30 protein-coding genes are annotated in these 21467 nt (G+C 34.3%); 7 read left to right on the forward strand and 23 right to left on the reverse strand.

Going from position 1 to position 21467, the window contains the following annotated elements; genetic code table 11:
* The 17 genes from ACYQZV_RS01440 to metG are packed head-to-tail and all read right to left on the reverse strand — an operon-like array spanning position 1 to position 12424.
* On the reverse strand, positions 1-603 hold the full coding sequence (locus ACYQZV_RS01440) for a segregation/condensation protein A (protein WP_459892452.1): 603 nt from the start codon (positions 601-603) through the stop codon (positions 1-3).
* Entirely contained in the window at positions 593-1009 is a 417-nt protein-coding gene (locus ACYQZV_RS01445) for a molybdopterin-guanine dinucleotide biosynthesis protein B (protein ID WP_459892454.1), read from the reverse strand. Before ACYQZV_RS01445 ends, ACYQZV_RS01440 begins: the two co-directional genes overlap by 11 nt.
* A complete protein-coding gene (gene argB / locus ACYQZV_RS01450) occupies positions 1006-1869 on the reverse strand; it encodes an acetylglutamate kinase (RefSeq protein WP_459892456.1) in 864 nt (287 codons plus the stop codon). The genes ACYQZV_RS01445 and argB overlap by 4 nt, the downstream gene beginning before the upstream one ends.
* A gap of 10 nt (positions 1870-1879) precedes the next feature.
* On the reverse strand, positions 1880-3241 hold the full coding sequence (locus ACYQZV_RS01455) for a dihydrolipoyl dehydrogenase family protein (protein ID WP_459892458.1): 1362 nt from the start codon (positions 3239-3241) through the stop codon (positions 1880-1882).
* Positions 3228-3473, reverse strand: a complete 246-nt coding sequence (locus ACYQZV_RS01460; protein ID WP_459892460.1) for a hypothetical protein — start codon at positions 3471-3473, stop codon at positions 3228-3230. The genes ACYQZV_RS01455 and ACYQZV_RS01460 overlap by 14 nt, the downstream gene beginning before the upstream one ends.
* 4 nt (positions 3474-3477) lie before the next feature.
* Positions 3478-4653: a M16 family metallopeptidase gene (locus ACYQZV_RS01465; RefSeq protein WP_459892462.1), complete on the reverse strand. Its 1176-nt coding sequence runs from the start codon at positions 4651-4653 to the stop codon at positions 3478-3480.
* A 2-nt stretch (positions 4654-4655) separates the two neighbouring features.
* The gene (locus ACYQZV_RS01470; protein ID WP_459892464.1) at positions 4656-5714 is read right to left on the reverse strand and encodes a tetratricopeptide repeat protein; all 1059 of its coding nucleotides are present in this window, start codon (positions 5712-5714) and stop codon (positions 4656-4658) included.
* Positions 5711-5854: a hypothetical protein gene (locus ACYQZV_RS01475; protein WP_459892466.1), complete on the reverse strand. Its 144-nt coding sequence runs from the start codon at positions 5852-5854 to the stop codon at positions 5711-5713. The genes ACYQZV_RS01470 and ACYQZV_RS01475 overlap by 4 nt, the downstream gene beginning before the upstream one ends.
* Entirely contained in the window at positions 5851-6525 is a 675-nt protein-coding gene (locus ACYQZV_RS01480) for a PspA/IM30 family protein (protein ID WP_459892468.1), read from the reverse strand. Before ACYQZV_RS01480 ends, ACYQZV_RS01475 begins: the two co-directional genes overlap by 4 nt.
* Positions 6526-6576: 51 nt before the next feature.
* Positions 6577-6894, reverse strand: coding sequence for a DF family (seleno)protein (locus ACYQZV_RS01485; RefSeq protein ID WP_459892470.1), 318 nt, complete (start codon positions 6892-6894; stop codon positions 6577-6579).
* 1 nt (position 6895) lies between these two features.
* Positions 6896-7465 carry a TetR/AcrR family transcriptional regulator gene (locus ACYQZV_RS01490; protein WP_459892472.1) on the reverse strand — a complete coding sequence of 190 codons (570 nt, stop codon included), beginning with the start codon at positions 7463-7465 and terminating at the stop codon, positions 6896-6898.
* 25 nt (positions 7466-7490) lie between these two features.
* Positions 7491-8249, reverse strand: coding sequence for a tRNA (adenine-N1)-methyltransferase (locus ACYQZV_RS01495; RefSeq protein WP_459892774.1), 759 nt, complete (start codon positions 8247-8249; stop codon positions 7491-7493).
* Positions 8249-8695, reverse strand: a complete 447-nt coding sequence (gene accB, locus ACYQZV_RS01500; protein WP_459892474.1) for an acetyl-CoA carboxylase biotin carboxyl carrier protein — start codon at positions 8693-8695, stop codon at positions 8249-8251. The genes ACYQZV_RS01495 and accB overlap by 1 nt, the downstream gene beginning before the upstream one ends.
* Position 8696: 1 nt before the next feature.
* Complete coding sequence (gene efp / locus ACYQZV_RS01505) at positions 8697-9281, reverse strand: elongation factor P (RefSeq protein WP_459892476.1); 585 nt, start codon at positions 9279-9281, stop codon at positions 8697-8699.
* Positions 9274-10029, reverse strand: coding sequence for a DUF815 domain-containing protein (locus ACYQZV_RS01510; RefSeq protein WP_459892478.1), 756 nt, complete (start codon positions 10027-10029; stop codon positions 9274-9276). The genes efp and ACYQZV_RS01510 overlap by 8 nt, the downstream gene beginning before the upstream one ends.
* Positions 10026-10901 carry a 4-hydroxy-tetrahydrodipicolinate synthase gene (gene dapA / locus ACYQZV_RS01515; RefSeq protein ID WP_459892480.1) on the reverse strand — a complete coding sequence of 292 codons (876 nt, stop codon included), beginning with the start codon at positions 10899-10901 and terminating at the stop codon, positions 10026-10028. Before dapA ends, ACYQZV_RS01510 begins: the two co-directional genes overlap by 4 nt.
* A 41-nt stretch (positions 10902-10942) precedes the next feature.
* Complete coding sequence (metG, locus tag ACYQZV_RS01520; protein WP_459892482.1) at positions 10943-12424, reverse strand: methionine--tRNA ligase; 1482 nt, start codon at positions 12422-12424, stop codon at positions 10943-10945.
* A 62-nt stretch (positions 12425-12486) separates the two neighbouring features.
* Here metG and ACYQZV_RS01525 point away from each other — a divergent pair, with 62 nt between their 5' ends.
* Positions 12487-12891: a hypothetical protein gene (locus tag ACYQZV_RS01525; RefSeq protein WP_459892485.1), complete on the forward strand. Its 405-nt coding sequence runs from the start codon at positions 12487-12489 to the stop codon at positions 12889-12891.
* On the opposite strand, the gene ACYQZV_RS01530 is transcribed toward ACYQZV_RS01525, so the two are convergent.
* From ACYQZV_RS01530 to ACYQZV_RS01555, 6 genes are read right to left on the reverse strand one after another with little or no spacing between them, the layout of a single operon-like run.
* A complete protein-coding gene (locus ACYQZV_RS01530) occupies positions 12888-13175 on the reverse strand; it encodes a DUF503 domain-containing protein (protein WP_459892487.1) in 288 nt (95 codons plus the stop codon). The genes ACYQZV_RS01525 and ACYQZV_RS01530 overlap by 4 nt on opposite strands.
* A gap of 7 nt (positions 13176-13182) precedes the next feature.
* Positions 13183-13614: a tetratricopeptide repeat protein gene (locus ACYQZV_RS01535; protein ID WP_459892489.1), complete on the reverse strand. Its 432-nt coding sequence runs from the start codon at positions 13612-13614 to the stop codon at positions 13183-13185.
* Positions 13611-14639, reverse strand: a complete 1029-nt coding sequence (mnmA, locus tag ACYQZV_RS01540; RefSeq protein ID WP_459892491.1) for a tRNA 2-thiouridine(34) synthase MnmA — start codon at positions 14637-14639, stop codon at positions 13611-13613. The genes ACYQZV_RS01535 and mnmA overlap by 4 nt, the downstream gene beginning before the upstream one ends.
* A gap of 2 nt (positions 14640-14641) precedes the next feature.
* Positions 14642-15082, reverse strand: coding sequence for a thioredoxin family protein (locus ACYQZV_RS01545; protein WP_459892494.1), 441 nt, complete (start codon positions 15080-15082; stop codon positions 14642-14644).
* Complete coding sequence (locus ACYQZV_RS01550; RefSeq protein ID WP_459892496.1) at positions 15079-15819, reverse strand: MlaE family ABC transporter permease; 741 nt, start codon at positions 15817-15819, stop codon at positions 15079-15081. Before ACYQZV_RS01550 ends, ACYQZV_RS01545 begins: the two co-directional genes overlap by 4 nt.
* 1 nt (position 15820) lies before the next feature.
* The gene (locus ACYQZV_RS01555; protein ID WP_459892498.1) at positions 15821-16717 is read right to left on the reverse strand and encodes a protoglobin domain-containing protein; all 897 of its coding nucleotides are present in this window, start codon (positions 16715-16717) and stop codon (positions 15821-15823) included.
* Between the two features lie 147 nt (positions 16718-16864).
* Here ACYQZV_RS01555 and ACYQZV_RS01560 point away from each other — a divergent pair, with 147 nt between their 5' ends.
* The 6 genes from ACYQZV_RS01560 to ACYQZV_RS01585 all read left to right on the forward strand — a co-directional run bounded on the left by ACYQZV_RS01560 (position 16865) and on the right by ACYQZV_RS01585 (position 21433).
* Positions 16865-17167, forward strand: a complete 303-nt coding sequence (locus tag ACYQZV_RS01560) for an ArsR/SmtB family transcription factor (RefSeq protein ID WP_459892500.1) — start codon at positions 16865-16867, stop codon at positions 17165-17167.
* The gene (gene trxA / locus ACYQZV_RS01565; RefSeq protein ID WP_459892502.1) at positions 17157-17483 is read left to right on the forward strand and encodes a thioredoxin; all 327 of its coding nucleotides are present in this window, start codon (positions 17157-17159) and stop codon (positions 17481-17483) included. The genes ACYQZV_RS01560 and trxA overlap by 11 nt, the downstream gene beginning before the upstream one ends.
* Positions 17480-18418: a thioredoxin-disulfide reductase gene (gene trxB / locus ACYQZV_RS01570; protein ID WP_459892504.1), complete on the forward strand. Its 939-nt coding sequence runs from the start codon at positions 17480-17482 to the stop codon at positions 18416-18418. The genes trxA and trxB overlap by 4 nt, the downstream gene beginning before the upstream one ends.
* Before the next feature lie 81 nt (positions 18419-18499).
* Complete coding sequence (locus ACYQZV_RS01575; protein ID WP_459892506.1) at positions 18500-19483, forward strand: flagellar brake protein; 984 nt, start codon at positions 18500-18502, stop codon at positions 19481-19483.
* Positions 19480-20304, forward strand: coding sequence for a Gfo/Idh/MocA family oxidoreductase (locus ACYQZV_RS01580; protein WP_459892508.1), 825 nt, complete (start codon positions 19480-19482; stop codon positions 20302-20304). Before ACYQZV_RS01575 ends, ACYQZV_RS01580 begins: the two co-directional genes overlap by 4 nt.
* On the forward strand, positions 20279-21433 hold the full coding sequence (locus tag ACYQZV_RS01585; protein WP_459892510.1) for a ribonuclease E/G: 1155 nt from the start codon (positions 20279-20281) through the stop codon (positions 21431-21433). The genes ACYQZV_RS01580 and ACYQZV_RS01585 overlap by 26 nt, the downstream gene beginning before the upstream one ends.
* Positions 21434-21467: the final 34 nt, after the last annotated feature.

Here is a 21467-nt window from a genome sequence, read left to right on the forward strand (position 1 = left end):
TTATACCCTCTCTATTACTATATCCCCATAATGTTCTTTTTGATATATATCTGCATACTTATCGTATTGTATAAACATAAGAGCTGTAAATTGGACAGTGGCTTTGTCTTTTTCCATGATTTCAGAAAAATAAAACTTCGGTTTTTGCTCAACAGTAGTTTTAATATGCTCTATCACATCTTTTAGGATAGACTTGTGAAGTGGGATTTTACGTCTTTTAACAAAGTTGTATTTTCTTTCCTTTGTGAGAGTGTATTTTTTCTTTTCTTTTAAAGGCTTTACATCAGAGGGTTGTTCTTGAATAGCTTCAGAAGGTTGTTCTTGAGATTCGTCGTACATTTGGACAAGTTCTTTTAGGGTTATCCTTTGGCGATGTATCTTTGGTTTTGGAAAAAGAATTTCAAGCTTTTTTTTAAATAAAAAAGTGGCTGCAGAAAGGGCGTTGGCAGGTATTCTCATGTCAAGAAGCTCCATACTTCTTATTTGCTCTATATAAAGCTGGGCCAAGCTTGCTATATCTATGCTCCATGGGTCAATTTTACCATCTTCTACAAGTGGTATCAAAAGACTAAAAGGATGGTCTTCTGGAAGCTTAAACTCCATTTATATATCCTTCCACAAACCTTTTCAAAGCTTCTTGATCACCATCGTAATCGTATACTACATTTTCCAAAGGCTCATCTATATTGCCTATTTTTATCTTTGGAAAAGCCATATACTTAAAACCTTCTAATATTATTAAATCGTAATCTTTAAAAAAAGATATAGCTTCGTCAATGGTTTTGGGCTTTTGGTATAAAACAAATACATCTTTTGACAAAATAGCGCTTTGATGGTTTAAAGAAAGTATTCTGGCGCTGTCAGAGTTTTCTTTATCAAAGATGGCATGCCCTTTGGGGTCATGTTTTAAATATGCTATTTTATAGGCTTTTCCAAGATGCTTTATGAGATATTCTATAATAGTAGTTTTGCCACTGTTGTGATATCCCACAAAGGATATAATCTTCATAAAGATATCTCTGTGCCTATACCCTCTTTTGTAAATACCTCTATAAGGATTGAATGTTTTATCTTGCCGTTTATTATATGCACTTTTCTAACACCTCTTAATATGGCATCCACAGCCGATGTAATCTTTGGTATCATGCCTTTTGTAATAGTGCCATCTTCTATAAGCTCTTTGTATTGGGTTTTTTGTATAGAAGAGATGGTTCTACCGTTTTTGTCAAGGATACCATCGGTATCTGTTAAGAAGATAAGTTTCTCGGCCCCCAGTTCGCAAGCTATCTCGGTAGCCGCCATATCTGCGTTTATATTGTACATTTGGGTAGTCTCTGGCTCTATGCCAATAGGTGCTATCACAGGAGTATAATCATTTTGTATGAGTTCTCTTATTAGCTTGGTGTTTACAGCTTTTACCTTTCCTACAAAACCTATATCTTTGTTGTCTTGATAATACTTAGTACACACAAGAAGATTTCCATCAACCCCAGAAAGCCCAATGGCCCCATGCATATTTGACATCTCTTTGTTTAACATAGCTACTATATCTTTGTTTAGCTTGCCTATAAGCACCATCCTCGCTATATCTAAAGATTCTTGGTCAGTCTTTCGTATGCCGTTTATAAACTCCGTTTGTATGTTTAATCTATTTAGCATGTTTGTAATATCTTTGCCACCACCATGTACTAGCACCACCTTTATACCTACATATCTAAGAAGAGCTATATCTTTTGCAAAAGAATGTTTTAGTTCTTCCTCTTCCATAGCAGCACCGCCATATTTTACAACAAAAATCTTACCGTAAAAATCCCTTATAAATGGAAGCGCCTCTTGAAGTATAGAAGCTTTTTCCAGAAGATTTTCCATGTTAAAAGCCTCAATGAAGTTTTTGTTGAACAGACATTATAACGGTCTCAGACAAAGAAGGATGTGTATACATGCACCTTGATAAAAACTCCACATCTTTACCAGCTTTTACCACATGAACTACTTGATGAATAAGTTCTCCTGCCTGGGGTCCTAATATTTCTGCTCCAAGTATCTCCTTGGTGTTGGCATCGTATATAACTTTAGCATACCCTTCTGGCTCATCGTCTATGATAGCCTTTGGATTTTTTACAAAAGTAGCAGTACCTACTTCATAGTCAAACTCCATATCTTCTGCTTGGTCTATGTTTATACCAAAAGAGGCAATTTCATAAGCAGAATATATAATCTTTGGCACCAATCTATAATCAAGCTTTTCTGCGTCGTTGTTTATATGAGCTATCGCCGTTCTTCCCTCATACATAGATTTATGAGCCAGCATCAAAGAGGATGTTATATCCCCACAAGCGTATATATGATTTACCGATGTTTTTGCATATTCATCTATCTTTACAAAACCTTTTTCTGTAAGAGCTATATCTGTATTTTCTATGCCTATGTCCTTTGTGTTTGGGACCCTTCCCACTGCCTCCAATATGATATCGTATTCTATGATGGAACCATCTTTTAAAATGGCTTTTCGTTTGCCATTTTCTTCTTCTAAGTTTACAATGGTATTTGAAGTAAATATCTTTACTCCCAAGCTTTTAAGCTTTTTGCTAAGATAAGAAGCGCTGTCCTCTGATTCTGAAGGTATTATCCTTCTTGAGATATCCACCAGATAAACATCTATATCGTACATTTTAAAAATATAAGCAAATTCAACACCTACTACACCAGCACCCACTATCAAGACTGATTTTGGCCTTTCGGTGATACCCCATATGGTATCGGTGTTGTATATCTTGAACCTCGTTTTATCGTAATTAAGTATGCTAAACACCGAAGAACCAGTAGAAAGAAGTATGTACTTGCCCCTTATCACATCTCCTTTGGTGGTTTCTATGGTGTTGTTGTCTTTAAATCTACCTTTTCCGTAGTATATGTCCACCTTCAGGCTTTTAGCATAAGCTTTAAAGCTCTCTCTTATATCAGAAACAGCGTTATCTCTATTTTCTTTAAAAGCTAACCAGTCTATATCTTGGCTGTTTATCTTTATACCGTATTTTATGCCTCTTGAAAGGTGCTCCATTAACTTTGCACCAAAGCGCATATACTTAGAGGGTATGCAACCTCTGTTTAGACAATTTCCGCCTATAGTTTTTTCCGATATATCTATCATCGCTACGTGCATGCCGTATCTTTTGGCGTGGAGCATAGCCTCATAACCGCCAGACCCTGCTCCAAATATAACCAAATCATATTCCTTCATCTTCCTTGCTCCTATCCTTTTTGCTATCTTTAATTTTATTCTTTCTTCTTTCTTTGTAAACCTCTTGCCTTATGTCTTTAATCAACTTTTTATATTTGTAAAACACCCCAGGGGTTTTAATGGGAAGCTTGTAATACTTTTCCAACATAAGCATGATATCTTCTGTAGTAAGATATTTTTTGTTGGTAATAAGAGATTTTATATACTTATATATCCTTGAATCTTTTTTCATTAGGTTATTTAACTACCACGCATTTATGATTGTTTATATACTTTCTATAGACATTTTCTATATCAGCTTTTGTAATTGAGTTAACAATGTTTTCATACTCAAAAAATGTGTCCTTACCAAGCCCAACTAGTTCGTAATAGCCTATCGCATAAGATTTACTAAACCTAGTTTGATGCTCTAAAGAAAAGTTTCCAATTAATTTTTGCTTGGCAAGTTCTATATCATCGTCTTCTATTTGAAGATTTTTTATGATGGTATTTAAATCATCCAAAGCGTTTTGGGCTTTTTCTATGGAAGTGCCTATATAAGCTATCATTTTAGAGCAATAGAGATTAGTAGAAACAGAGCTATTTACCGCATAGGCATAGCCTTTTTCTTCTCTTAGGGTTTTAAAAAGTATAGAACTCATACCGTTTCCAAGCATCGCATTTAATATTTTAAAAGCAAAATAATCGTTTTTATCCAAAGAAGACGGCGCGTCGTATCCGCACATTATACTAGCTTGAGCACCACCTCTTTGTATTTCAACTATCTCATCGTTTTCTACATCTTTACAAAAACTTATTTCTTTTGTTGGCGGGCTTTTATAAAAAATAGAAGAAATACCTTTAATAGTTTCGATATCTCTATCTTCTAAGTTGTCTGCTACAACGCTTATAATACAATTGCTATTAAGAATATCTTCGTATCTTTTAGTTATATCGCCAATCGTTATAGAGTTTACACTATCTTCAGTACCTAAGCTAGATATTTCGTAAGGTGTACCTTTGTACAATATTTTTCTTAAACTATCAAAGGCAAAATCAAAGGGCCTTTCTTTTCTTGATTTTATAGTAGACAAAACGTTTTGTTTTTCTATACGAAGAGCTTCTTCTTCAAAAATGCTATCCGTAAGAATTTCTTTTAAAGTGTCTATTGATTCTTTTAGCTTTGTTTTTTTGGTAGCTATAGATATTGTAATAAAATCCGAATACGTTTTAAACCTTAAAAATCCTCCTACAGATTCAAAAATTTCGTTTATCTCTTGAGAGGTTTTAGAAGAGGTTTTCTTGCCCATCAACGATGTTAGAAGATTGGTGGTACCTTTTTTGGACTCATCCAAAGCCCCGCCTTTTAAAAAGATATTTATCGCCACTATATCAAAATCTGCATTTGTATTATGGTATATAATATTTTCCATCGTCAACTCCAAGAATCATCTTGATTTGTATCTACATCATTACCCCAATCATCTCCGCCCGTAAAATCTATAGTGTTATCTGTGTCTTGATTTATCATATCTTGAGTGTTGTCTACAATGTTATCTGCTGGTGGTTCGTTGTAATAGTTGTTCTCTACGATAGTAGGCCCCATGCCAAAACCTCCACCAAAACCACCGCTAAATATAGAACCCATCAAAGAACCCATTGCCATCATACCAAGCAAATCCATAAAAGACATTCCGCCACCCATCATAGACATATTTGGTTGCTGAGGATAGCTTTGAGATGGTACCGTATCTTGAAAATTTTTCAAATCTTCATGGGTTTCATAAGTATTTTTAACGCCTGTAGCCACTTCTTTTAGTTTGTCTTTCAGATTTTCAAAATAAACATACGCTCCTTGTATATCCTTTACATCGTTGTTTTTTAGCTTTTGAAGTAAATCTATCATGTTCTTTCTTATCTCATCCAACTCGTTTAGCCTATTTGAAAGGTCTTTTTTGGCTGGGTCGTCGTCTTTCAAAGATACCAAATCAATAGACAATTTCGTTTTAACCTTTTCAATATTCTCAAGATACAAAGTTAGCTCTTGCATAAGCTTTGTTTTTATATCTTCTTTGTTTTTCGTGGTAAGTTTGTTTGATATATACAAAAACACCGCTCCTGCTATGAGTAAAGCCCCTATCAAGAAAAATATCATAGCACCTCCAAATGTACTTTTTCTAACCTTTACAGATTTTTGTAGCTCTCTTTCATAGTTTTTGAGATATCCCCTGTGAGCAAAAGATTCTGACGGGTCAAGTTTTTTAGCCACCTTTAACTCTTGCAACGCTTTTTGATCTTTACCCTCAAGATAATACACTTGAGAAAGCATATAGTGGGCTTTAGCAGAGTTTGGGTCTTTTTGCAATACCTCTTTCAAAAGCATTTCGGCTTTGTGATAGTGTCCTGCTTGAACTTCCTTAGCTATATCAGAAGGCGTTGGAAGAGCTAACGCCACACTAAAAATAACAAATAAAAATAAGATAATTTTTTTCATAAATTAAATCTTTTCCTACCTATATTAAAAGCCAAAAACACGGCAAATAAAAATGCCCCAAGCATGATAAACCCCATCACCTTCAATATTATTATACCTATCGTTAAAACAACCACCAAAATGATAATCTGATTTATCATTTCAACCCCATCTCTTTTTTAAGAGCTTCAAGCTTATCGTCAACGGTACTTGATTTTTCTAAAGATTCAAACTCTTTTTCTATATCAGCCCCAGATTGTTCGTCTTCTATATTTTTTATAGCTTTTGCTCTAGCTTCTTCTTTTAGGACCTTTTCTTCTACTGAGTCAAGCTTTTCTTTTGCGTGAGAGTCTCCTATGCCGGTGGTTATCTCCGCAGCTTTTTCTTGAGCTTTTGCCACTTCGTATCTGGTGCCAAGGATATCTGCTTTTGATTCTAACTCCTGCTTTTTATTTTTTAGTTCTTGTATTTTAGCTTTTAGCTCGTTTATAGAAGGTTCTAAAACCTCAATTTGCTTTTGATAAACATCTGCTTGCTTTTTAGCCTCTTCTTCTTGCTCTAAAGCCTTTTTTGCCAAATCTTCTCTACCTGCTTGAAGGGCTTTTTTGGCTTTCTCATGCCAATCGTTGGCTTCTTCTTCAAATTGAGCTTTTTTTTGCTTTAAAAGCTCGTACTGAGCCATTACGTTCACCATGCTGGCGTTGGCTTTTTCAATCTGCTCTTCTAAGTCTCTTATCACCTGCCTTGCAGTTCTTCCGGGATCAGAAGCTCTATCAAGAGCATCATTTAAAGCACCCTTGATTTGAGTCATTAAATTTTCTAAAAAGCTCATAAAATACCTCCTTTATTATAATCTATATCCCCTAAATAAAATATCTGTGAGTTATAGAAAACTTTTTAACTTTTCTTTTATAAACTCTTTTGGCAATACACCAGTGATATTACCGTTTATATTAAAAGTCCTACAAGAGTAAGATATCTGGTCTGGAGATTTACCTGTGTATATATCTACTCCGTTTACATATATAGAAGGGGATCCCATAAATCTTACCTTTTGAGCAATTTCTAAATCCTTTACGTCTATGCTGTTTATTGGTATATTTAGGTTTAGTTCCTTTAAAGCCTCTACAAGGTTGTTGTAAGTGGGTGTAGAGTTTGGGCAACCCTGGAAAAACAAAAACTCTATTTTTTCTATGCTCATCTTAACCTCCTTTTCCATCTGTTTTAAAAATATTTAGCAAAAGCTTATAAGCTTTCTCTTGTATATCTTCTTCTATATCGTCTATAAAACCCATTTCATAGAATAAAAATATACGCTCTAAAGTACCTATAAAAAGTGCAGTAGCGTATTGAGGCTGTATACCTATTTCTTCATGGTTTTTAAAAAATTCGTATATAACATCCTTTGGCATCTTACCATCTTTTAATTTGAGTTCGTAGTCTATCTTAAAATAGTGAAATAAGTTTATAAATTTAAAAGCCTCTGGGTTTGTAAAAGCGTAATTCAAAAAAGCTTCTGTAAGATTTTTCAAAGCTTCCTCAAAGTTTTGAGCTTTTGATAAAGCACCGTTTAGATGGTTGTAAAACTCTTGGGAACTGTTGAGGAAAAGAGACCTTACTATTTGCTCTTTGCTATCAAAGTGCCTATATATAGCTCCTTCCGTTATTCCTACAGCCCTTGCTATATCTTTTATAGTAGTTTCTCTAATACCTTTGCTAGAAAATATCTTAAGAGCCTCATGCAAAATTCTATTTCTAGTTCTTCTTGGCATAGCGAAATTTTAACATAAGTAAACATTAACAACAATGATATATATTTCTAGCAAATATCAATATCGCCGTATGGGCCGGCATTATATCCTCTGGTCTTAAGCGCTCAGGATTTGGTTTCAACTTTCTTAGAAGTATCTCTGATATCTCATAAACAAAAAACTTATCTTTCAATGCTTCTAAAAGCTTAGAAACCTGATTGTAAGTAGGTACCAAAAAAGATATATTGGCACCGTGTTTTAGTTCTTTGTGAAGCTTGTCTATATATTCCCATGGTTCTTTTGTATCTACAAATGCACAATCAAAAAAAGCGTTTTCGTAAGATATATCTTGATAGTTCGATAGTATAGGCTTTACTCTGTCATCCAAAAATCCAAAGGTTTTTAGGTTTTTAACAGCGTTATCGTAAGCTTTTTGATTTTCTTCATGAGTGTAAAGAGTTGCATCTTCTTTCATAATACTTAGTATAACAGCACTCATTACAGCGCTTCCCATCCCAAACTCTAATATATTTTTACAATCCGGTATATTTAGCTTAAAAGCTGTATAAAAAGCGTCTTTTGGATAAACTATTTGAGTTTCTCTCTTAAACCCATGCTTTACTATCTCTTCAATAGTTGGCTTTGCTACAAAAAATCCGTTTATAAATATACCTTCTTCCTTGCCAATTATATCGTCATACCTCAATATATGATATTTTATATTTAAACTTTCGTTTCTCTTTACTCTTTTTATATAGACTTTATCGCTGTATCTTATTATAACTATATCGTTTTCTAAAATCATCAAAGAGGCGATATTTCAAAAAGAGGTTGACCGTATTCCACCACTTCACCGTTTTCTACTAAGATGCTTTCTATCCTACCTTTTATATCGCTCTCTATTTCATTCATCACTTTAAGAGCCTCTATTATACATAAGGTTTGACCTGGTGATATGATATCACCCACTTCCACAAAAGGGGGGGCTTCTGGAGAGGGAGCTCTGTAAAATGTCCCCACCAATGGGCTTTTTATAACATGATAGTTTGGTTTTGAGGGCGCTTCTTCTTTGATATGTTCTGTCTTTTGTCTTGACAAATCTACTCTTTTTATTTCTTCTGAAATGTTTTCAGGAATGTAGACCTGCCCTTTTTCTAATTCTAAAGTAAAATCTCCAGAAGTCAATTTCAGCTTTTGCAAGCTAGAATTGTCTAGGGCTTTTATAAGAGCAAGTATAGGTTCTAAATCCATATCACTTTTTCTGGGCTCTATCCAACCTTTCAAGGTACTGGCCTGTCTTGGTATCTACCTTTACAATATCTCCTTCGTTTATAAAAAATGGTACTTGGATAACGGCGCCAGTTTCAAGTTTTGCTGGTTTTGAACCGCCAGCTGCGGTATCTCCTTTAAATCCTGGGTCTGTCTCTACCACCTCTAACTCTACGGCTTTTGGAAGTTCTATTCCTATTGGTTTATTTTTATATATAAATACTACTACGGTCATGCCTTCTTTCAAAAATTTAGCTTCTTCCTTTATGTCTTCGGCGTTTATACTAACCATTTCGTGAGTATTTTGAGTTAAAAAGTAATATGCATCAGAGTCTTTATAGGAGAATTCCGCAAACATTTGCTCAAAATCGGCAAGCTCTATGCTATCAGAAGACTTGTAGGTAATTTCAATAGCGTTGCCAGTATTCATATTTTTTGCTTTTACTCTAACAAAAGCCTGACCTTTGCCAGGTTTTACGTGATCGTAATCTACCACTCTATAAGGCTCACCCTTATACTCAATAAACATGTCCCTTTGAATACGGTTTATATCAATCTTCTCAGCCATGATTACTATTATAACATAAATTTACACTTAGATACTTTATAAATTGCTTAGCGCTTCTACCCGAATATCCACCGGTATTTAAAGCAAATCTATCGGCTTGTCTTTCAATCTCTTCATTCCACATCAAATTTAGGCTTTTAACATAATGCTTTACTATGCTTATATACTGCTCTTTTGAAAAACCCCAGAAACCCAGCCTTAAACCAAATCTATCTACCAAAGCGTAAGCATCGTTTAGGTTGTCTTCTGGAAACTTTTCATCTTCTATCTTTTCTATAGTTAAATCTCTTCTATTTGAAGTAGCGTAGACTATAAGGTTATCGGGGCGCTCTTCTATATCTCCTTCCAAAAGAGCCTTCATCAAAGAAAACCTCTCGTCTTTTTCGCTGAAAACAAGGTCATCAAAAAACAAAACAAATCTATAAGGCTTATCGTATATATATTCGTATATAAAAGCCAAATCTTCAAGGTTTGACTTGTAAGCTTGTATCATTCTAAGCCCATCATCTTTAAACCTATAAAGCATTGACTTTACAAGGGCCGATTTACCAGTTCCCCTTCTTCCCCACAACAAAGCGTCGTTTGCCATATAACCTTTCACAAAGCAGTGGGTATTTTGTATAAGCTTTTCTTTTTGATCGTCTATATACAAAAGATCATCTGGATTTACCATAGCTGGTCTTTTTATAGGTTCTAAGTTTTTATCTATAATTCTAAAAGCTAAAAAAGTTTTTAATTCAAGGGTCATACAAGAAGATTGTATCTTTTAAGAGCTTCTTTTAGTTTTTCCTCGTTTTGAGGAAGCATTTCGCAAAGGGGTAGTCTAAACTCTTTTTTCACCATACCCATCAACGATAAAGCGGTTTTAACAGGGATTGGATTTGTCTCTATAAACATAATTTTAAACATATCTAAAAGATAATAATGCATATCTCTTGCTTTTTCAAAATCACCTTTTAAAGCGTAAGATGTAAGTTCTTTTATCTCTTTTGGCATCACGTTGCTTACCACAGACACCACTCCCTTAGCGCCTAAGCTCATCATAGGTAGCGTTAAAGAATCGTCCCCAGAAAATACTGTAAAATGCGGTATTCTTTTTAAAATCTCAGATATTCTATCCATGTTCGGAGTTGATTCTTTGGAGCCTTTTATATTTGGATAGTCTTTTGCAAGTCTTTCAAGAGTATCCACAGATATTTCTATACCTGTCCTAGAAGGGATATTGTAGATGTATATGTCTATATCAACTTCTTTTGCTATTTTGCTAAAATGTCTATAAAGTCCTTCTTGGGTAGGTTTGTTGTAATAAGGCACCACCAAAAGTGCGCTATCAGCACCTACAGCCTTTGCAAAAGTTGTAAACCTAAGAGCTTCTTCGGTGGAGTTTGCACCAGTCCCAGCCATTATGTGTATACGTTTTTTTGCGCTTTTAACAGCAAACTCTATAACAGATTCGTGTTCTTCGTAGCTTAAAGTAGGCGATTCACCGGAAGTCCCGCACACCAATATACCATCTGTATTGTTGGCTATTTGAAACTCTATAAGCCTTTCAAAGGCCCCGTAATCCACTTCACCGTTTTTAAAGGGTGTTATTATGGCAGTTATGCTTCCTGTTAACATACTAATAATATAACCTAAAAATCTTTATTTAGCTTTTTATTTTAATCTATCTTTGGAAATAAACTTATCTTACTTTTAATCCCCTCAAAATCTATGCTATAAGGTATTGGAAACTTTGTAGAGTCTATGTTTGCACCTACACTGTCAAACACTTCTTTCATCTTATGAGGCATAAAAGGATTTAGCGTCCAGCAAGAGATAAGAATACCGTCCACAAGGGTAAGAAGCACGTCTTTTAAAGAAGGATCATTGCTTTTAGCTAAGGTCCAAGGTGCTTTCTCGTCCACATATTTGTTTAGAAAATCCACAAGCTTCATAACCTCTTCTAAAGCCTTGTGAAATTGGAGCTCATTCATATATTTATCAAAAGCCTCTAAAACTTCATTTGCCAATGTCTTATAACGCTCGTCTTCGTTTATTTGGCTTTTAGATGTAATATCGTATTTTATACACATGGCAAACACTCTACTTACTAAGTTTCCAATGCCATTGGCAAGTTCGCCGTTTATACGTCTTTTAACAGCTTCTTTAGAAAAATCGCCGTCTTGGCCAAAAGCCACTTCTCTTAGCAAGAAATACCTTGTCTCATCTAAACCGTATTCTTTTACCACATCGTAAGGGTTTATGACGTTGCCTAAAGATTTTGACATTTTTTGACCTTCTACAGTCCACCAACCATGAGCATAAACGTGTTTTGGAAGCTCCATATCAAGAGACATTAAAAAAGCTGGCCAATAAACAGCATGAAATCTCAAAATATCTTTTCCTACTATATGAAAATCAGCTGGCCAAAAGTGAAGACTGTTTTTAAACTTTAAAGCGGATATATAATTAAACAAAGCATCAAACCATACGTATATCACATGGTTTTTATCAAAAGGAAGCTCTATACCCCAAGATACCCTTTCTTTTGGCCTTGTAACGGACAAATCTTTTAAACCTTGCTTTACAAAAGATACCACCTCTTCTTTGCGGTAGTCTGGTTTTATAAAATCTGTCTCGTATAAGTTTAAAAGCTTTTCTTGATACTTTGAGAGCTTAAAAAAGTATGTCTCTTCTTTTATAAAATCGCACTTTTTCTTGTGTATAGGACAATGATAATCAAAATCTTTTATCTCGGATTCTGGTTTAAACTCCTCACATCCAACACAATAATAACCCTCGTAATAGCCTTTGTATATATCACCGTTTTCATAAACCTTTTTTATAATCTCCTGGACATAAGCCTTGTGATACTCATCAGTGGTCCTTATGATGTGGTCGTAAGATATATCTAAAAAATCCCAAAGGTTTTTAAAATTTTGGAAGTTTTTATCGCAAAGCTCCTGTGGGCTGATACCTTTTTCTTCAGCAGCTTTTTGAAGTTTTAGCCCATGTTCATCGGTACCCGTTAGAAAAAATACATCAAAGCCTCTTTGTCTTTTATACCTTGCTACCGTATCTGCCGCTATGGTAGTATAAGCGTGCCCTATATGTGGCACATCGTTTACATAGTATATAGGCGTTGTTACATAAAATTTCATAGATACCAATATACCATACTTTATTCTGTTTTAAAAGCTAAACACTATGCTATAATAAAAACGTGAGGGTTTCAAAAACTTATAGACTAAACTCAAAGACGCTTATGAAAATAGAAGCTTTGGCTGAAAAACTAGGGGTTTCTTCCACAGATGTTGTAGAAAAAGCCATTGAAGATTTTTACAACAAAGAAATGAAAGGCTTTCACTGCATACCCATTGAAAGATACAACGAAGTGGTAGACAAACTAAAAGAATCAAACGACGTGATAATATCACTAAACAAACAAATCACCTCTTTATACGAGCAAATAAAACAATTAGAATATGACAAGATATCTTTAGAGTTTAAGTTAAAAGAAAAGGAAAAAGCTTTCAACAGGCTTAAAAAGAAAATAGAAAACGTACCGTTTTGGAGAAAAGACATATCTGAGCTATTTGGTCCTAAAAAAGAAGACGAAGAAGATTAGATATTTAAAAACTCTAAACTAACATTGAAAAGTATGTCTGGCCACTGTCTTTCGCTAAATTTTACGATAGAATTTAACACTTGATTTACACCTTCTCTGTCTACCCCCACAACAGCAGCGCCTATCCTTGACCGTTGCCAAGAATCATGAAAATCTACCTCAGAGACAGATATCTTAAAATTGCTAACTAGTTTATCTTTTATAGATTTAATATAGTGTCTTTTTTCCTTCAAAGAAAGAGCATCTGGCATATAAAAATCTATTATTACTATACCAACAATCATAAAAATATTATAGCTTATTGTTTATTTCTTCTAGGGTGCTTTGATAAGCCTTGTTGTCTGGTTTAAGTTTCAAAGCTTTTAGTATGTAAAACTTTGCCTTTTTAAAATCCCCAAGCTTATAGTAAGTGTAGGCTAAATTGTTTAAGGCGTCGGTATTTTTCGGATTTATCTTTATAGCTTTCTTATAACATTTGATAGCATCGTCATATTTTTTTTCTTTAAAAAAAACGTTTCCCAAATTAAAGTAAGCAAGGTCGTAGTTGCTGTCTTTTTTAATAGCCATCTTATACTGGTATATGGCGTCTTTGTAATCTTTTTGCTTTTCATAGGTGTATCCGAGCTCTACGTGTTCTTTGGCACTAAGAGGGTCATGCACTATAACTATGTAGGAGCAAGAGCTTAGCATCATAGTAAAAGCCAAAGACAAAAGCTTTTTCAAGATATGATGCCACCTCCTAAAAGAATATCGTTATGATATATAGCTCCTACTTGGCCTTTTGCCACTTGAGTGGCTGGTTCTTTTAAATAAACCTTTAAAGCATTTTCGTCTTCTTCAATGCGCTCTATAGGTATTGGTTTTGAGTTGTATCTAATCTGTATATACATATTATCCTCCTTAAAATCCCCTATTTTGTTGTAGTCTTTAAGAGTTATAACCTTTTTAACAAGATACTCTTTCTCACCCACATATATTATATTTTTTTCTACATCTTTTTCTACCACATAAAGAGGCACGTAATAAGATATACCAAGTCCATGTCTTTGACCTATAGTATACCTATGAACACCTTTGTGCTTTCCGAGGACTCTTTGGGTTCCTATGTGGATTATATCTCCTGGCATCATTTCTATAAACTGAGACAGATAATCTTCTAAGCTCATACCTTTCAAAAAACATACATCCTGAGAGTCTATCTTGTTGGCCACTGGAAGATTTATTTTTTTAGCAATTTCTCTGGTCTGTTGCTTTGTCATATGACCTATCGGAAATATAAGATATTCTAAGCTTTGCTTTGGTACAAGCGCCATGAAGTAAGACTGATCTTTTTCTTTAGCTCTTTTTACCTTGTCTCCTTCTTTTATCACATAGTGCCCTGTGGCTAAAAAATCTATATCGGCAGCTTGTTTTAGATAAAAACCCAAAAACGCAGTCTTTACATCTTTATTACATATTGCACAAGGGTTTGGAGTAAAACCTGTTTTGTAGCTTTTGATAAAATAATCTATCACCCTTTCTTTAAAAAGTTCTTCCCAGTCAAGGGTTATATGAGGTATTCCAAGCATATCGCATATTATCCTAGCGTCTTGCACATCCTTTGGAGAACAGCATACTCTTGCATTTTCAGGACATTCTTCTTTGTAAAATCTAAGGGTAACCCCTATTACATCATGACCTTGCTCTTTCAGAAGATAAGCGGCAACGCTTGAATCAACACCGCCGCTCATCCCTACGGCTATTCTCATAACTATCTGTCAAGCTTGCTTAGTATATATATAAATTGCTCCTTGGTCTTATAGCCTTGGTAAACCTTGAAATGTCCATTTGGATATATTACAGCAAAAGCAGGTGTTCCAAAAAGCCTAAACTTTCTTATAAACTTATTACCACCAGCATCATCTACATTCACAGAAGAAAATATAAAATGTTTGTTTACAAAATTTACCACATCGGGTTTTTGCAATACATATTGGTCAAAAAGATCACAGTATGTACAGTCGTTTCCGTAAAAATACAAAAGCACAGGCTTATGCTCCTTTTTCGATAGTTCTTTAGCTTGATTGTAATAATAAATATAAAGCCCATGCCATATGGTAGGAGTAATGTTTGTACTACTCTTGGTGGTGCTATCACCAAAACTTCCCATGCTAAAAGCCAAAAATAATAAGCTTATAAAAAAATACTTCATGTATATATAATAGCAGTTAAAAAGTAATCAAGTATAAGAATTAGCATAGAGGACACCACCACAGAAGAGGTGGTAGCTCTTCCAACACCTTGATTGCCACCGCTTGTCTTAAAACCAAAGTAGTTGCTTACAATGGCTATCACAATACCGTAAACGAAAGATTTATAAAGACCGCCGTATATATCGTAAAAATCCACAATCTCTTTTGTTTTATCCCAATACATATGCCCATTTATATGAAATATAACAGTGCTAACAAGGTATCCACCAATTATACCTGATATATCTGACAATATGGTAAGAAGAGGTAAATCTATCATGCAAGCAAAAAGTATTGGGCTTGTAATATAAGCATAAGGATTTATAGCTAAAGTCTCAAGAGCGTCTATTTGCTCGGTTACTTTCATAGTGCCTATAGAAGCTGTAATAGCAGAACCAACCCTTGCCACCACCATAAGAGATGTAAGTACAGGTCCAAGCTCTCTTCCCATTGAAAGAGCTACCAAAACCCCTATAAGGTATTCTGAGTTAAACTTATGAAGAGTAGAATACGTCTGCAAAGCCAAAACCCCACCCGTAAACAAAGAAGTAATAACAACAACGGGCACCGTATCAGCCCCTATGTAAATCATCCTATCTATGAAATGTTTTGTTTTGGGTCTATTTTTGAAAATATGGATAAAAGCCACAAGAAATATATAAAGGGCTTCTCCCAAAGCGTTTATAAACTCTACCATGTTATTTTTTCTCCACCTTGTTTATTATAAAATACACTATACCCACAAAAAGCATCAATATTCCAAGTATTAAAAGCTCAATGCTCTTTTTGGGATACAAAGATATTATAAGTATTTTTCTTATAATAGCAGCCAAAGCTATACCAGCAAACACTTTAAGAGACAAAGGGGCTCCTTTTAAATGTTTTAACTCTTCGTTTAGAAGCTCAGATATAGCGTATAAAATAAGCGTAGAGCCAAGAATTTCAAGGGCCGTAGATTCAGGGGATACCCTGCCAAGCACCAGATTTACCGATTCATACAGTATCCACCCACCACCCACCAAGGCTAAAAAACTCATTATAGTAACTATAAAAATATCTATAGACCTTGAAACCCCTTGAATAGCATCTATAAATATTTTCTGCATTTTAGAGGCGCCTAAATATGTTTTAAACTCTTCCTCCCTGTAGGCTTCTGTTATAACATCAAGGTTTATATCCAAGATTTTATCTATGGATTTTAAAATCTTTATCTTTTCATCGGCATCTGCCGTTTTTTCTATTACCAAGGTTTCTATAAACTCCCTTACAAAATTCATAGAAGAGTTTAGATAATGAGGCGGCAATCCTATTTGGACATGCTTCATGCCAATACGTTGAATTTTAGAAATATAAAGGTGGTCAATGTTTCCTTCGAAAAGCTCCAAAAACCAAGCTTGTAAATGGGCTTTGTGCCTTTCTCTTATTTTTTCATCTTTTAAATATTTATCCTTATCTTCAAAAATATTAAAATACTCATAAAGCTTATTTACAAAATCATCCTTATACTTAAAAGCTATACTCTTCATCTCTTTGAGATGTTTTTCGTCTTCTTCATTCCAACTATAATGTTTTTTAATCTCTTCTATGCTTCTCATAAACCGATTTCCATGCTTATAAAAATTATAACGTATTCTAAGATATTTGCTAATCCCACTTTGTATATAACTATTTACAAGAGAGGTTGTCTTTTTTTATTCAAAAAATTACACTATATAAAAAAATTAGTTTATAATATTTTCATTATGAGTATAGAGATAGAAAAAGAGGAAACTTTGTTAGATGTTGCCGAATTTTTAAAAGCCTTAGGACATCCAGTTAGGCTAAAAATAGTAGAGCTTCTAATAGAGCATAAACAATGTGTGAAAAACTTGGGGGATGTCTTGGGTATTCCACAACCAAATATATCTCAGCATCTGGCTATACTGCGTTCAAAAGGCATAGTAGGATGGAAAAGAGAAGGGTCTATAATATGTTATTATATCAAAGACAAAAGAGCTATAGAAGTTTATAATCTATTGTTTAAGGAGGTTCAAGATGGCAGATAATGTTATCGAATTGACAGATGCCAACTGGGAAAGTGAAGTGATAAACTCTTCTGTCCCTGTCTTGGTGGATTTTTGGGCACCATGGTGCGGTCCCTGTAGAATAATAGCGCCTGTAGTAGAAAAGCTGGCTGGTGAATTTGCAGGTCAGATAAAAGTAGGAAAGCTAAACACAGATGATAACCCTGGTGTTTCCATGAGATATGGTATAAGAGCTATACCTACAATAATGATGTTCAAAAATGGAGAAGTAGTAGATACTAGAGTCGGTGTTCAACCTGAAGATAGTCTAAGAAAAATGATTAAAAACAACCTATGATAAACACTCATAAGCTTTACGATTGTATAATAATAGGTGGTGGTCCGGCTGGCCTGACGGCCGGCCTTTATTGTGCTAGGGCTAAAATGGATGTTGTGCTTTTAGAAAAAGCTACCCTTGGAGGTCAGATAGCTATTACAGATTTAGTAGAAAACTATCCAGGGTTTCCAGAGGGCATAAGTGGCAAAGAACTCACCAACAAGTTTAAAGCCCAGGCGGAAAGGTTTGGACTTAAAATTTATAGGCAAGGCGTAAATATCGTAGAAAACACCGACGACAACATTAAAATCATAAAACTAGATAATGGCTCAGAGCTAAAAGCTAAAACCGTTATAATTACCACTGGCGCCAGGATGAGAACTCTTGATGTACCAGGAGAAAAAGAATTTCTAAATAGAGGTGTTTCATATTGTGCCACTTGCGATGGAGCTCTTTTTGAAGATGTACCTATAGCAGTTGTAGGTGGTGGAGATTCTGCGGTCCAAGAAGCGAATTTTCTAACACGCTTCGCTTCAAAGGTATATCTAATACATAGAAGAGATAAGCTTAGGGCAAAACCTCTTCTTCAAGACAGGCTATTTGCAAATCCAAAAATAGAGTTCATACCAAACAAAGTAGTAAAAGCTATACAAGGCGCTGATTTTGTAAATTCTTTACTCTTAGAAGATACCAAGACTGGTGAACATTCAACGTTGGCTGTAGATGGTGTTTTTATATTTATAGGTATGATACCGGCCACAGATATTGTAAAAGACTTGGTTGATATAGATGAGTATGGCTACATAAAAGTAAATGAAAATATGGAAACTTCAGTTCCAGGTATATTTGCAGCTGGGGACTGTAGAAGTGGTCAAACAGGTCAAGTGGTGGTTGCAGCTGGTGAAGGATGTATAGCGGCTATGTCTGTTGAAAGATATCTTCAAAATACCGAATAACATGTAATGAATACATTACAACAAGCGGTAAATATATGGTACAGCAGCTCAAATACAACGAATATAATAATCGTCCTATGGATGCTGTTAGTGGTGATATTTTTATTTTTTCTGCTCCCTTATGCAATTGTAGAAACGAAAAAAAGAGCTAGGTTAAAAGAAGAATTTTTTAAAAAAGCTACAGAATACGGTTTGTCATATCTAGAGGCAGAGCTTTTATGGAAGTATTCATCAGATTACAGGTGGAACATAGCGCTTATGTTCAACAACAAAAAGGTTTTTGATATAATATCATCAAAAATATTAAAAAAAGACATGACTTATTCCAAACTAATAGATGAAATGAGGCATAAATTAGGATTTGATAGAACCCCGTGGTTTTTGCCCATATCAACCACAAAAGATATAGAGTTATATCAAAGCGGTAAAATTATATTCAACGAAAGACAGTATGAAGCTGTGGTATGGGATAAAGACGAAAATTATATTTATTTAGCTCTTTACAACGTCAGCTCATCACCAATAAAAATAGGTGATTACATAACATTTAGTTTTACAACACAAGATTATGTACAGACATCTTTTACCTCGAAAGTAGTAGGAATCTCAGAAGATGCCGGCAAAATACTATTCAAAGTAGAGCACTCAGATAAGATAACGCGAATCCCCGTAAGAGATGCCGTAAGAATAGAGCTTAGCCTAAGAGCATACATGTATCTACCCACCAAAGATGAACTCGATGCTTATGAAAAAGAGCAGATTTTACCAGAACCAGAGGAAGACAAACTCATAGAGGGCACTATAAAAGATTTAAGCATAGGAGGTGCTAGATTTTGTACTAGTGCTTCTTTACAAGAATTTCAGAAAATTTTTATAAAATTTCATATATACGATAAAGATTTGCTAATAGCTGGAGAAATAAGAAACAAATTTGACGCTGTAGACCATTATTGCTATGGTATAAAATTCGATACCATAGGAAAAGAACAAGAAGATTATATAAGAAACTATATAGTAGAACAACAAAGGCTGCTTGTAAAATCTTATAAGTTAGGTGAGATATGAAAAAAGATAACCACATACTATTGATAGGCGTTGGTAATATGGGAAGCAAGTACTTGAATATATTAAAACAAATTACCGATAAGATATTACTATGCGATACCGACGTTGATAAAATATCTGACAAAGGATTAATGTATACATGCGATATCGGTGACATACAGGTTCCTATATCAAAAGCCATCATAGCCACTAACCCAGCGCATCACGTAGAAATAGCAAAAAGGCTTCTAAATATAGGTGCTGATATACTCATAGAAAAACCTCCAGCCACTTCTTACGAGGAATTTATAACGTTGAATGAGTTTAAACATAGAATATGGATATCTGAAATAGAGCGGTTTTCTATGTGCATAAAAGAATTTCCAAAACATATAAAGCCAAAATCCATAGAGATAAAAAGGCTAAACAAAGGAAGAGGATACATAAATCCATTGTGGGATTTAGCTTGGCATGACCTGTACAACCTTATATATCTTTTTGGTGATATATATATAGAAAATATAAGCCAAGGGCATATTTGGGAAATAAAAGGAGTGGTTGATAAAGATGTACCTTTTACTATAAAAGTAGCGTGGAATCATCATTTTGTAGATAGAAGCTGGCTTGTACACACCCAAAAGGGAGTGATTTTTATGAACTTTGCCGACGAAGAGATTATAACAGAGGATGGTATCTCTTACACAAGGAAAGACGGCAACAAGCTTCTAGATATGGTAAGTCAGTTTTTAGACGGTTTAGAAGATAACTCTTTTGATAGGGCAGCTAAAATACTAAAGATATTAGACAATATAAAAGATGAAGTTAATAGTACACAAAGATAAAGACTTAATATTTTCGATGCTTTTCAAAAACAATGAGCTTTTAGATTTAAAAGTAGACAACTTAAGCAATCCAGAATATACATCAGCTATATTCTTAGGTAAAATAAAATCTATAACTCAAGGGGTAGAAGGATATTTCGTAGATATAGGCTTAAAAAAAGATGGGTACTTACCTTTTAAAGAAGCCGATAAAACTTATAAGGTAGGAGACTACGTAATAGTACAAGTGAAAAAAGAGCCTTCAAAATTTAAGGGTGCTAAATTAACCACAAAGCTCAATTTTAGAGGAAAATATATCATATATCAAGAAGCTGAGAAATCTATAAAATTCTCTCATCTTTTTGATGAAACACTAAAAAATGATTATTTGGAAAAAATTTTTGAGCTTTTAACGGAAAAAGAATCAATAATACTAAGAACCCAAGCCAAAAACGCAGACATAAAAGAGATAGAAAAAGAGCTAATATATTTTAGGCAAAAGATAAAACGAATAAAAGATATATCATACAAAACTATAATGGAGTTAGAGGAAAGAGAGCCTTTCTATATATCTATGATAAAGGATTATTTTTCAAATATAGAAAAAATCTTAGTATCAGATACAAAGGTTTACAACGATATTGTAAATTTCACTTTATCAAATGAACTAAATATCAACATTGAACTTGTTATAGACAACCAAAAGCTTGAAAACCTCTTTGAAGTGGAAAAACATGTGAATAGGCTTTTAAGCAAATATGTATGGCTAGAAAGTGGTGGATTTTTGGTAATAGAAGAAACGGAGGCTATGGTTACAATAGATGTAAACAGCGGTAAAAATACATGCGATTGCATAGAATCAAGTTCTTTTTCAACAAACTTAGAAGCGGCAAAAGAGATTCCAAGACAGCTAAAATTAAGAAATATGGGCGGTATAGTAATGATAGATTTTATTTTTATGAAAGACCAAAACCACAGAAAAGAAGTTTTAAACATCTTAAAAGATGGTTTTTCCAAAGACAACGTTCAAACCACCGTTTACGGTTATACAGCCCTTGGTTTAGTAGAAGTGGCAAGGAAAAAAACCGGGAGAAGCTTAACCCAAATTATAAAGCCTCACAAACAAGAAAATATATCAATAATTTCTTAAAAGAGCTATAATAATTATTTATCACATTTTGGAG

The sequence above is a fragment of the Hydrogenobaculum acidophilum genome (assembly GCF_054656715.1).

Coding starts and splice junctions, on each gene's coding strand:
- ACYQZV_RS01465 (WP_459892462.1), bottom strand. CDS start 4,653: ATGGAAAATATTATATACCATAATACAAATGCAGATTTTGATATAGTG.
- ACYQZV_RS01545 (WP_459892494.1), bottom strand. CDS start 15,082: ATGAAGTATTTTTTTATAAGCTTATTATTTTTGGCTTTTAGCATGGGA.
- ACYQZV_RS01440 (WP_459892452.1), bottom strand. CDS start 603: ATGGAGTTTAAGCTTCCAGAAGACCATCCTTTTAGTCTTTTGATACCA.
- trxB (WP_459892504.1), top strand. CDS start 17,480: ATGATAAACACTCATAAGCTTTACGATTGTATAATAATAGGTGGTGGT.
- ACYQZV_RS01445 (WP_459892454.1), bottom strand. CDS start 1,009: ATGAAGATTATATCCTTTGTGGGATATCACAACAGTGGCAAAACTACT.
- ACYQZV_RS01550 (WP_459892496.1), bottom strand. CDS start 15,819: ATGGTAGAGTTTATAAACGCTTTGGGAGAAGCCCTTTATATATTTCTT.
- accB (WP_459892474.1), bottom strand. CDS start 8,695: ATGGATTTAGAACCTATACTTGCTCTTATAAAAGCCCTAGACAATTCT.
- ACYQZV_RS01475 (WP_459892466.1), bottom strand. CDS start 5,854: ATGATAAATCAGATTATCATTTTGGTGGTTGTTTTAACGATAGGTATA.
- efp (WP_459892476.1), bottom strand. CDS start 9,281: ATGGCTGAGAAGATTGATATAAACCGTATTCAAAGGGACATGTTTATT.
- ACYQZV_RS01510 (WP_459892478.1), bottom strand. CDS start 10,029: ATGACCCTTGAATTAAAAACTTTTTTAGCTTTTAGAATTATAGATAAA.
- ACYQZV_RS01480 (WP_459892468.1), bottom strand. CDS start 6,525: ATGAGCTTTTTAGAAAATTTAATGACTCAAATCAAGGGTGCTTTAAAT.
- ACYQZV_RS01560 (WP_459892500.1), top strand. CDS start 16,865: ATGAGTATAGAGATAGAAAAAGAGGAAACTTTGTTAGATGTTGCCGAA.
- argB (WP_459892456.1), bottom strand. CDS start 1,869: ATGGAAAATCTTCTGGAAAAAGCTTCTATACTTCAAGAGGCGCTTCCA.
- ACYQZV_RS01580 (WP_459892508.1), top strand. CDS start 19,480: ATGAAAAAAGATAACCACATACTATTGATAGGCGTTGGTAATATGGGA.
- ACYQZV_RS01530 (WP_459892487.1), bottom strand. CDS start 13,175: ATGATTGTTGGTATAGTAATAATAGATTTTTATATGCCAGATGCTCTT.
- mnmA (WP_459892491.1), bottom strand. CDS start 14,639: ATGAGAATAGCCGTAGGGATGAGCGGCGGTGTTGATTCAAGCGTTGCC.
- ACYQZV_RS01485 (WP_459892470.1), bottom strand. CDS start 6,894: ATGAGCATAGAAAAAATAGAGTTTTTGTTTTTCCAGGGTTGCCCAAAC.
- ACYQZV_RS01575 (WP_459892506.1), top strand. CDS start 18,500: ATGCTGTTAGTGGTGATATTTTTATTTTTTCTGCTCCCTTATGCAATT.
- dapA (WP_459892480.1), bottom strand. CDS start 10,901: ATGTTAACAGGAAGCATAACTGCCATAATAACACCCTTTAAAAACGGT.
- trxA (WP_459892502.1), top strand. CDS start 17,157: ATGGCAGATAATGTTATCGAATTGACAGATGCCAACTGGGAAAGTGAA.
- ACYQZV_RS01490 (WP_459892472.1), bottom strand. CDS start 7,465: ATGCCAAGAAGAACTAGAAATAGAATTTTGCATGAGGCTCTTAAGATA.
- ACYQZV_RS01555 (WP_459892498.1), bottom strand. CDS start 16,717: ATGAGAAGCATAGAAGAGATTAAAAAACATTATAGTTGGAATGAAGAA.
- metG (WP_459892482.1), bottom strand. CDS start 12,424: ATGAAATTTTATGTAACAACGCCTATATACTATGTAAACGATGTGCCA.
- ACYQZV_RS01470 (WP_459892464.1), bottom strand. CDS start 5,714: ATGAAAAAAATTATCTTATTTTTATTTGTTATTTTTAGTGTGGCGTTA.
- ACYQZV_RS01585 (WP_459892510.1), top strand. CDS start 20,279: ATGAAGTTAATAGTACACAAAGATAAAGACTTAATATTTTCGATGCTT.
- ACYQZV_RS01460 (WP_459892460.1), bottom strand. CDS start 3,473: ATGAAAAAAGATTCAAGGATATATAAGTATATAAAATCTCTTATTACC.
- ACYQZV_RS01455 (WP_459892458.1), bottom strand. CDS start 3,241: ATGAAGGAATATGATTTGGTTATATTTGGAGCAGGGTCTGGCGGTTAT.
- ACYQZV_RS01495 (WP_459892774.1), bottom strand. CDS start 8,249: ATGATTTTAGAAAACGATATAGTTATAATAAGATACAGCGATAAAGTC.